Annotated in this window: 8 protein-coding genes, 1 pseudogene and 2 riboswitches; of the genes and pseudogenes, 1 reads left to right on the forward strand and 8 read right to left on the reverse strand. The window is 59.4% G+C overall.

What is annotated here, in order from left to right; genetic code table 11:
* The 4 genes and pseudogenes from VJ604_RS06540 to VJ604_RS06555 all read right to left on the reverse strand — a co-directional run.
* Window positions 1-296, reverse strand: a pseudogene (locus VJ604_RS06540) (energy-coupling factor transporter transmembrane protein EcfT); the annotation flags it as partial.
* Complete coding sequence (locus tag VJ604_RS06545; protein ID WP_324080859.1) at window positions 283-1,758, reverse strand: ABC transporter ATP-binding protein; 1,476 nt, start codon at window positions 1,756-1,758, stop codon at window positions 283-285. The gene VJ604_RS06545 and the pseudogene VJ604_RS06540, both read right to left, overlap by 14 nt.
* A gap of 83 nt (window positions 1,759-1,841) precedes the next feature.
* Window positions 1,842-1,958: riboswitch (molybdenum cofactor riboswitch) on the reverse strand.
* Between the two features lie 131 nt (window positions 1,959-2,089).
* Window positions 2,090-2,305 carry a hypothetical protein gene (locus VJ604_RS06550; protein ID WP_324080861.1) on the reverse strand — a complete coding sequence of 72 codons (216 nt, stop codon included), beginning with the start codon at window positions 2,303-2,305 and terminating at the stop codon, window positions 2,090-2,092.
* Window positions 2,306-2,307: 2 nt separating this feature from the next.
* Window positions 2,308-3,048 carry a hypothetical protein gene (locus VJ604_RS06555; RefSeq protein WP_324080862.1) on the reverse strand — a complete coding sequence of 247 codons (741 nt, stop codon included), beginning with the start codon at window positions 3,046-3,048 and terminating at the stop codon, window positions 2,308-2,310.
* Window positions 3,049-3,136: 88 nt separating this feature from the next.
* A riboswitch (molybdenum cofactor riboswitch) is annotated at window positions 3,137-3,257 on the reverse strand.
* A gap of 680 nt (window positions 3,258-3,937) precedes the next feature.
* On the opposite strand from VJ604_RS06555, the gene VJ604_RS06560 reads away from it, so the two are divergent.
* Window positions 3,938-4,555 (forward strand): type 1 glutamine amidotransferase domain-containing protein, encoded by a 618-nt coding sequence (locus VJ604_RS06560; protein WP_324080863.1) that lies wholly within the window; start codon window positions 3,938-3,940, stop codon window positions 4,553-4,555.
* Window positions 4,556-4,650: 95 nt separating this feature from the next.
* Here the strand turns inward: VJ604_RS06560 and VJ604_RS06565 are convergent, their stop codons facing one another.
* The 4 genes from VJ604_RS06565 to lysA form a co-directional block, all read right to left on the reverse strand.
* Window positions 4,651-5,883, reverse strand: coding sequence for an LL-diaminopimelate aminotransferase (locus tag VJ604_RS06565; RefSeq protein WP_324080864.1), 1,233 nt, complete (start codon window positions 5,881-5,883; stop codon window positions 4,651-4,653).
* Between the two features lie 177 nt (window positions 5,884-6,060).
* Window positions 6,061-6,864, reverse strand: a complete 804-nt coding sequence (gene dapB / locus VJ604_RS06570; protein ID WP_324080866.1) for a 4-hydroxy-tetrahydrodipicolinate reductase — start codon at window positions 6,862-6,864, stop codon at window positions 6,061-6,063.
* Window positions 6,865-6,876: 12 nt separating this feature from the next.
* Window positions 6,877-7,749, reverse strand: coding sequence for a 4-hydroxy-tetrahydrodipicolinate synthase (gene dapA / locus VJ604_RS06575; protein WP_324080867.1), 873 nt, complete (start codon window positions 7,747-7,749; stop codon window positions 6,877-6,879).
* 179 nt (window positions 7,750-7,928) lie between these two features.
* Complete coding sequence (gene lysA / locus VJ604_RS06580) at window positions 7,929-9,182, reverse strand: diaminopimelate decarboxylase (protein WP_324080868.1); 1,254 nt, start codon at window positions 9,180-9,182, stop codon at window positions 7,929-7,931.
* Window positions 9,183-9,757: the final 575 nt, after the last annotated feature.

Raw genomic sequence — 9,757 nt, forward strand, 5'->3', positions numbered from 1 at the left:
CCATGCAAGAGGCAGTAGGCGGTGATCACCACGGCCCCCTGCATGACGAGCAACCGGCTGTCCCGCCAGAGGTCGTAGAGGGTAAGCCTTGCCGCGAAGAAGTAGCCCATAACCACCGTCAGCAGCAGCAGGAACTCCACCGGCGTGCGCGCTCCCACTGCGCATGCACTTAAAAGCGTGCCGATGGCGATCTTCCAGTGCGGCCGCAGGCGGTGGACCTGCGAATCGTGGGTCAGGAACTGGCAGGCGTAGTCGCTGCTCCTCAGGCGTGTGCGCCGGTTTTCACCCCGTGACATCCGCTAACCTCCCGTCTTGCAGGATAAGAGAGCGGTCGGCCCAGCCTGCGTCAGGGAGGGCGTCGTGGGTGGCAATCAGCAGCGTGGTGCCGAAGCGCTCCGGCAACTCGCCGAACAGCGCGAGCAACTGCCTGCGCTGGGCCATGTCCAGTCCGGCAAAGGGCTCGTCCAGAAGCAGCAGCCTCGGTCTGGGCGCCAGTACCGATGCCAGGGCTACGCGGTGCTGCTCCCCGAAGCTCAAGGTCAGGGGCGCGCGCTCAGCCAGGTGCTCGACACCGCAGAAGGAAAGAGCCTCGTATACCAGTCCCTCGCACTGGGAGCGGTTGCGACCCAGCCGTTGCAGTGTGAAAGCCACCTCTTCGCGAACGCTATCGGCAAAGAGCTGGCGGGCCGGGTTCTGAAACAACACCCCCACCTCGCCCGCCATCTTCCCCGGCCGCAAGTCCGGCAACCCAGCTATCCTGATGGAGCCGGCATCTGGACGTTCCAGCCCACACAGGCAACGGAGCAGGCTCGATTTTCCCGCCCCGTTCTGCCCGAGGATATGCACCTTCTCCCCCTCCCCTACCTCAAAATCGACCCCTTTCAGCACCGGCTCGGTCTCCGGAAAGGTCAACTGAAGGTCACGGACCGACAGCAGCCAATGGCGGCCGCCGCGACGTTGCCCGGCCACATCCTCCGCTGGACGTACTCGGGCTGAGCCAGCTCCCGATTCCCTCGCCCCTTCAGGGGAGAGGGTGCCCGAAGGGCGGGTGAGGGAGGTCCGCCCCGGTGGAGCAACCGCCGATGAGCCTCCAGCAAGGCTTTCGACAATTTTCCCATCCTCCATGGTGAGGTAACGGTCGATCACCCCCTGAAACGGAATCATGTCGTGCTCGGCCAGCACGATGCCGTATCCCTGGCCTTTAAGCTCGGCGAGCAGTGTGCACAGCTCCTGTTTGCTTCTGCCGTCCAGCTGCGAGCTCGGCTCGTCCATGAGCAGCAGCGCCGCATTCATGGAAAGAACCGAGGCGATGGCAAGGCGCTGTTTCTGTCCTGCAGAAAAGCGGTCCACGTTGCGCGCCTCGAAGCCGTCCAGCCCCACAGCCCGCAGGGAACGCTCCACTCTTCGTGCGATCTCCTCCCGCGGTACGCAGAGGTTCTCCGGCCCGAACGCCACCTCCTCGGCGACGGTGGTGCAGAGAATCTGGGACTCGGCGTTCTGGAAGACCAGCCCTACCGCAGAATTGCCGCGCCCGTTCTCCGGCAGCAGCACCTCTATTGTTCCCGTGCTACGGGTACCGCGCAGCAGCCCCTTGATTGCCATCAGAAGGGTCGATTTTCCGCATCCTGAATCACCGGTCAGGCAGACGCACTCTCCCGCTTTAACCGCCAGGGAAACGTCAGTAAGCGCCGCCTTCGCCGCACCCGGGTAGCGGTAGCCGAAGTAAGTGATTTTCAGGATCTCTGCGCCTGGTTCCACGTATGATCCCCCTGTCTCGCCGCTGCCGAGACCGCAAAATAAAAAGGCCCTGCTCACGATAGAGAAGGGCCTTTACGGACGATGTCCGCTCAAGCTGTTCTCCTTCTCAGATGGAAGGCGTTGCCGTTTCCAGCAACACCCAATGGCTGGGCACCATGGGGAAACCCGTTAGGTGCAACAGCTCGAAGAAACAGTACGACTATTCGATTTTAGAACTTCAACCAGCGATCCCTGAGGTGGTTCCGGGGATTTCACTACTGTTGCCGACTTGCGCCCACATCCCCTCTCCCTCCGGGAGAGGGTTAGTCGGAGGGCAATGGAGGGACCATTGCTACTGCGGGCGGCGGTTTATCGCTTGGCAGGTGAAGGAGGTCGCGGTCCAGCGCCGGTAGCGGCAGTTGTAGCAGGAGCGCTCTTCGTCGGCGACGATCTCCTCGTCCACGTCCAGCGAAAAGGTCTGGCACTCCGCCGCAGCGACCGTCGCGGCCAGCCAGCTCTCCTTACCGCCACTGAATACCAGGGCCCCCGTCTGCTCCGTAACCCACATGATCAGTACCTCTTCAGCTCTCTGCGGTGCAGGGTCTGCCAGGCTGCCCCGCTACCGGGCTCGGCGGCGGCTACCAGCATGACGGACTCGCCACCGATCATCACCGTCTTCGCCTTGTCGTCCAAAAACCGCACGAGGTCATCCTCACGCACCACACCGCCAGACAGGCAGTGGACCTTGTCCACCTCCGGAAGGGTCAGCAGTGTCTGCACACTCGCCATGGTGCAGGACGCAGGAAGCCTGATGCTCCCCTTCAGGCGACCGTCGTTGCCTCCCAGGCGCAGCCCAGCTCCCGCCAAGGCGCCGATCACCCCATGTCCGGTGCCGCCGTGCTCCGAAAGATGGACCCCCAGGGAGTGGGCCATGGAATACGCTTCTTCCTTGGTCAGCACCGATTCCTTGGCCTTACGTCCGAAGCCTATCAGTTGATCGGCGGGCAGAGTGTCAATGACCGCGACGCAGAGGCCGGGATCCGAACCCGGCGCGCTCTCCCGCTCCAAGAAGGTGGAGGCATGGGCAATCAGCTTCTCCAGGGCACCCTCCGCCAGCTCCGCCGTGAAACACATGGCGCTGTTGTGCGAGGTGTAGGGGATATCGGGATGCACCAGCAGCTGATGGCGCGTCACGAAGCTCGTCTGCCCCCAGCCGTTCTCCTCCAACTCGTCAGCTATGATGGATGCCAGCTCGCCGGTTCCCCGGCTTTCCAGGTTGTCGGTGTCGTCAATACTCACCAGGACACGCATGTACCACTCCTCTACCGCCTGCTCGGTGCGGTAATAAAAAAGGGACCCCTCTGAATAGAAGGATCCCTGTGAGTGCGGATGTAGAACAATCCGACCGTCGGGTTCTCCTTATCAAAAGGAAGGCACTGCCGTTTCCAGCAGCACCCGATGGCCGCGCACCGTGAGGGGAATCCCCTGGTAGGTGGCGCGGCTCGGAGAGCCGTTTCAAATTGTAGAGCCGGCGACAGACACACTGCCAGCGTAGCGCAACGAAATACGATAAAATCGTGTTACAGTCAAGAAGAAAATCATAGAGTTTTCGTATACTTTTCGTCATTTTCGTATACTTTTCGTCATTTTCGTATACTTTTCTGAACTTTCTATTCATTTCAACGACGTACTGGAATTTATTGTTACCAAGTTTTTCCGGCGCCTGTAGCCACTAAAATACAAAAGCCGGATCTCAAAGAGATTCGGCTTTTGTAGGTTCAGGGGTAAAAATCAATGACTAGCGGATCATCTGTTGTTATAGGCCCGAACTTGAGCTGCTACCACGACGACCGATGCCGCTACCGTTGCGATCAGGGTCCACACGAAGTATTCCGGATTCATCTTTTCTTGCCTCTGCGCTAGTGCCTTTCTACGTGAATTGGGATCCGATAAAGGCAGACTACCACACGGGCCTTTTCTTTGTAAATGATATTCGTTTTCACCGGTTATCAAGCCATTTTTCGCAGGTTTACGAATCGCTACATCAACCAACCTACACGCCATGTTTCACGAGAACGGTCTGTTGATCAGGCCGCTTTCTTGTTAAACTGTAGGGGTGAACTGAAGGGAGAGAAAACCTACATGAACAGTAGAGAAGGCAAGCCGGCTTGAACTCGGGCCGGCAAAGGAGGATTCGGAAATGAGCACCAAAAAAGCGCTGATTTTGAGTGCGAACGATTTCGAGGACACCGAGTTGCTGGTCCCCTACTACCGTCTACTGGAGGCAGGATTTACCGTGGACGTAGCTTCCGACAAGGGAAGCCCGATTCGCGGCAAGCACGGCTACGAAGTGCCGGTCAGCAAGGTTTTCAACGAACTCTCGCAGGATCAATACTCAACTTATGACCTCCTGCTTCTGCCCGGCGGCAAGGCTCCTGCGGCCATCCGAAACAACCAGAGGGTCCAGGAAATTACCCGTTACTTCATGAACGAGAAAAAACCCGTGGCAGCGATCTGCCACGGCCCCCAGATCCTCATCTCATCGGGTGTGATCCGCGGGCGCAATGCGACCTGCTACAAAACCGTGGTCACCGAGCTGCGGGAGGCGGCAGCACAATACCAGGACACCGAAGTTATCGTGGATGGCAACCTGGTCACCTCGCGCGAACCCAGAGACCTCCCCGCCTTCTGCCGCGAAATCATGAACCTGCTGGGTGAGCAAGGGCAACAGTTCCAACAAGGGCAGCAATTACAGCAAGGTCAACAGTCCCAGCAAGGGCAGCAGCAAAAAGACGAGCAGCAGTGGCATAAATACTGAGTAAGCCAGCAAAAGGTAGTGGCTACATCCAGCTTGTCACTAAAAAAGGCGACCCGTTTGGGCCGCCTTCTCTTTTGTCTATCTGCAGGTAACTGCTACTTCAGGTTCCTCTTGATCCTTGCGACTGCCTCGATGATGTTGTCGCGGTGGCCGAAGGCGGAGAGGCGGAAGAAGCCCTCGCCGCTGGGGCCGAAGCCGCTGCCCGGGGTACCGACCACGTGGCACTCGTTCAGGAGCTTGTCGAAGAAGTCCCAGGAGGTCAGCCCATCCGGCGTCTTCAGCCATATGTAGGGGCCGTTCACGCCGCCGTACACGGTCAGGCCGGCTTCGGCGAGACCTTCGCGGATGATGCGGGCGTTCTCCATGTAGTAGTCGATGTTTTCCTTGGTCTCTTTCCACCCCTGCTCGGAGTAGACGGCGGCAGCGGCCTTCTGGACCGGGTAGGAGGCACCGTTGAACTTGGTGGTCTGGCGGCGCAGCCAGAGCTTGTTCACGCTGTACTTCTCGCCGGTCGAGGTGGTCCCTTCCAGTTCCTCGGGGACGACCACCAGGCCGCAACGCACGCCGGTGAAGCCTGCAGTCTTGGAGAAGGAGCGGAACTCGATGGCGCATTTCTTGGCGCCTTCGATCTCGTAGATGGAGTGCGGGATCTCCGGATCGGTGATGAACGCCTCGTAGGCAGCGTCGAACAGGATGATGGAGTCATTGGCCAGCGCGTAGTCGACCCACCCTTTCAGCTGCTCCTTGGTGGCCACGGCGCCAGTCGGGTTGTTGGGGAAACAGAGGTAGATGATGTCCACCTTCTCCTCCGGATAAGCCGGGAAGAAGCCGTTCGCCTCGGTGCAGGGCATGTAGACCAGGCCCTGATAGTACCCCTTGTCATTTGCCTCGCCGGTGCGGCCGATCATGACGTTGGTGTCGTTGTAGACCGGGTAGACCGGGTCGCCGATGGCAACGGTGTTGTCCAGGGCGAAGACGTCGAGGATGTTGGCGCAGTCGCACTTGGAGCCGTCGGAGATGAACATCTCGGTGGTCTTGAGCTCGACGCCCAGCGGCTTGTAGGACTTCTCGATGATCGCGTCGATCAGGAAGTCGTAGCCCTGCTCCGGGCCGTAGCCCATGAAGGTCTCGCCCTTGGAGAGGTCGTCGACCGCGTCGTGGAACGCCTTCAGGATGGTCGGGGTGAGCGGCTGGGTGACGTCGCCGATGCCGAGGCGGATCACTTTCGCCTCCGGGTTGGCGGCCGCAAAAGCACGCACCCTGCGTCCGATTTCCGGGAAGAGGTAACCTGCTTTCAGTTTCAGGTAGTTATCGTTTATCTGTGCCACGTGGTATTTCCTCCAGAAGTAACTTTCAGCTTTTAAAAACTCAGCCAACTCTCCCCCCTTGATAAAGGGGGGGCGGGGGGGATTGCTTTTTCCGTTACAACCCTTACTGCAATCCCCCTAAATCCCCCTTTATCAAGGGGGACTTCCAACACCAGGAGAGACGTTAAACACCCCCCTTTAGCGCAGCCCGAGCACGTCCTGCATGTCCCAGACGCCCGGCTTGGCGCTTACCACCCACTTGGCGGCGCGCACGCTGCCGCGGGAGAACATGTCGCGGGTGTGTGCGCGATGGGTGATCTCGACTCGCTCGCCCATGCCGATGAAGTAAACGGTGTGTTCGCCGACGATGTCGCCGCCGCGGATGGTCTGCATGCCGATCTCTTCGTGGGTCCGCTCGCCACAGATCCCTTCGCGGTGGAAGTTGGCGACCTTGTCGTAGTCGCGCCCGAGCGCCTTGGCCACCACCTCACCCATCCTGACCGCGGTCCCGGAAGGGGAATCCTTCTTCATCTTGTGGTGCGCCTCGACGATCTCCACGTCGAAGTCCTCGCCCAGGATCTTGGCCACGTCGGCCAGCACCTTGAAGCAGACGTTGACCCCCACCGACATGTTGGGGGCGATCACCACCGGGATCTCGCGGGCGAGTTCGGCGGCCAGCGCGCGCTCGTCGGCAGTAAAGCCGGTGGAGCCGATCACGATGGATTTCTTGTTGAGCGCGCAGACTTCCAGGTTCTTCAGGGAGACCTTGGGCGTGGTGAAGTCGATCAGCACGTCGCATCCCTGCACCACGGCGTTCAGGTCGTCGCTGATGGCGACCCCGATGGCGCCCAGGCCGGCGTTGAACCCGGCATCCTGGCCGACCATGGGATGACCCGGACGCTCGAGGGCACCCGAAAGTTCCACCCCTTCAGCTTCCTTGATGGCGGCGATGATACGCCCGCCCATCCTGCCGGCGGCGCCGCAGACAGCTATCTTTACCATGTGATGGTCTCCTTAGATAAGGCCGTATTCCTTCATGATAGCCGTTAGTTTCGCCTTGTTTGCCTCCATCAGCGGCGCGAGCGGCAGACGGACTTCGTCGCTGGCCTTGCCCATCAGCGCGACCGCGGTCTTCACCGGCACCGGGTTGCTCTCGATGAACATGGCGTTGGAGATCTTCAAGAGGTGCAGGTGCAGCCTCCTGGCCTCTTCCATGTTGCCGGCGAAGAAGGCATCCACCAGCGAGGAGACGGCTTTCGGCATGATGTTGGCGGTCACCGAGATGACCCCCATGGCGCCGGAGGCCATCATCGGCAAGGTGATGAAGTCGTCGCCGGAGAGCACGGTGATGTTCTCGCCGCAGAGCGCCAGCACCTCGGAGGCCTGCTGCAGGGAGCCGGTCGCTTCCTTGATGGCCACGATGTTGGAGTGCTTGGAGAGCCTGGCCACCGTCTCGGGGAGCAGGTTCACGCCGGTACGGCCCGGTACGTTGTAGAGTACCTGGGGAAGCGCCACGGCGTCGGCGATCGCCATGTAGTGGCGATAGAGCCCTTCCTGGGACGGCTTGTTGTAGTAGGGGGTCACCAGCAGAGCGCCGTCGGCGCCCAGCTCCTTGGCGTGCTGGGTGATCTCTATGGCCTCGCGGGTGGAGTTGGAGCCGGTACCGGCGATGACCGGGACCCTCTTGTTCACCTGCTCCACGACGATCTGGATCACCCTGTCGTGCTCGTCGTAATCAAGGGTTGAGGACTCGCCGGTGGTGCCGCAGGGAACGATGGCGTCGGTGCCGTTCTCGATCTGGAACTCTACCAGTTCCCTCAGTTTTTCCTCGTCGACCGCGCCGTTTTTGAACGGGGTGACAATGGCAACGATACTTCCTTTGAACATGGGCTACCTCCTTTGTGGTGCGCCAGTTTGGTAAGTCTGTTAAGTCCCCCTCTTGCCTGTCCCCCTTGTCAAAGGGGGATTTAGGGGGATTTGATGTTAGCTGTTTGTCCGACTGTAACTGCAAATCCCCCCTGCCCCCCTTTAACAAGGGGGGAGAGTTTAGTAAAGGGGGTTGTGCCTTACAGGAAGGACGGGATCTTCTCGCCCCGTACCAGGTCTTCCACGGTCTCGCGCTCGCGGACGACTTCGAACTTGTCGCCTGCTACCATCACTTCGGCGACGCGCGGACGGGTGTTGTAGTTGCTGCTCATGGTGAAACCGTAGGCGCCGGCGGACATGAAGGCCATCAGGTCGCCCTGCTTGAAGTTCGGGAACTCGCGGTCCTTGACCAGGAAGTCGCCGGACTCGCAGATCGGGCCGACGATGTCGCCTTCGATCACGCCGTCCTGGTCCTTCAGGACCGGCTGCACGCCGTGGAAGGAGCCGTAGAGTGCCGGACGGGCGAGGTCGTTCATGCCGGCATCCACGATGACGAAATTCTTCTCTTCGCCCTTCTTGGTGTAGAGGCACTTGCCGACCAGGATGCCGGCGTTGCCCACCAGGTTCCTGCCCGGTTCGAACAGCAGGTGAAGACCGAGGTCCTTGGTTTCAGCGAGGATGGAAGCACCGTATTCCGCCGGCAGCGGCGGGGCCTCGTCATTGTACTGGATGCCGAGCCCGCCCCCGAGGTCGAGGTATTTCACGTCGATGCCCATGTCCCTCATGCCGTCGATCAGCCGCTTCAGCTTCTTCACGGTGTCGACGAACGGAGAAACCTTGGTGAGCTGGCTGCCGATGTGGCAGTCGATACCGATGATATCGATGTTGGCCATCTCTTTGGCGCGGGCATACTGGCTGAGGGCGCGCTCGATGTTGATACCGAACTTCGCCTTCTTGAGGCCGGTGGTGATGTACGGATGGGTCTGGGGATCGACGTCCGGGTTCACGCGCAGTGCGATGCCCGCCCGCTTGCCGATGCGGCCGGCGATCTCGTTGATCCTGTCCAACTCCTGCTCGGACTCGATGTTGAACTGGAGGATGCCGGACTCCAGCGCATAGACGATCTCGTCATCGCGCTTGCCAACGCCGGAATAGACGACCTTCTTCGGGTCAACGCCGGCTTTCAGGGCGCGGAAGAGCTCGCCGCCGGAAACGATGTCCACGCCGCCGCCCAGGTTGATGAAGGTCTTCAGGACGGCCAGGTTGGAGTTGGCCTTGACCGAATAGCAGATGGTGTGCGGTGCGGATGCGAAGGCATCGTCCATCGCTTTGAAGTGTCTTTCCAGGGTGGCCTTGGAATAGATGTAGACCGGGCTACCTACTTTCGCGACGATGTCCTTTATGGCAACGTCTTCAGCATAAAGCTCGGTACCCTTGTACTGAAAGTGATTCATGCTCTTCTTCCCCCTTCGATCTATGTGAAAATATGAGGCGTAAACATAAAAGTCTTTGTTTCTAACATACAAAAGAGCCAGTTGTCAAAAATATTACTGAAAGTTGATAACGTTGTTATACCCTCGCCCGTTTAGGGGCGTGTCCGCCGTAGCCGATAACGGCGAAGGCGGGAGAGGGTGGCCGAAGGCCGGGTGAGGGAAGTTTTATGTTCCCTTCGACTTACATAGGAGAACAACCTTGGCTACTTCGTCGGTCAAACGTCCCCTCCCCTTCAAGGGGAGGGACAGGGTGAGGATGGGGTCGTGGCAGGTTCCTATTCGGGGCAGTGTTCCCCCTCCCTAACCCTCCCCCTTCGGGAGAGGGGATCAAAAAATGAGGTGCAACAAAAAATAAGAGGCTACCAACATTACAAGCCAAATTGCACAAAAAATAGGCTTCCATATTTCCCGTACAACGGCTTTTCTCGCCCCTTCACAGCCCAAGACCTACATTTTGACACGGATCGGCTTTTTGGCCACTTTTTGTTCCATTAAAACCGGGACGGGTATTGTATTAATTGTTTTTAACTATTATC

It is taken from the genome of Geomonas sp., assembly GCF_035254065.1.
Taxonomy (GTDB): Bacteria; Desulfobacterota; Desulfuromonadia; order Geobacterales; family Geobacteraceae; genus Geomonas.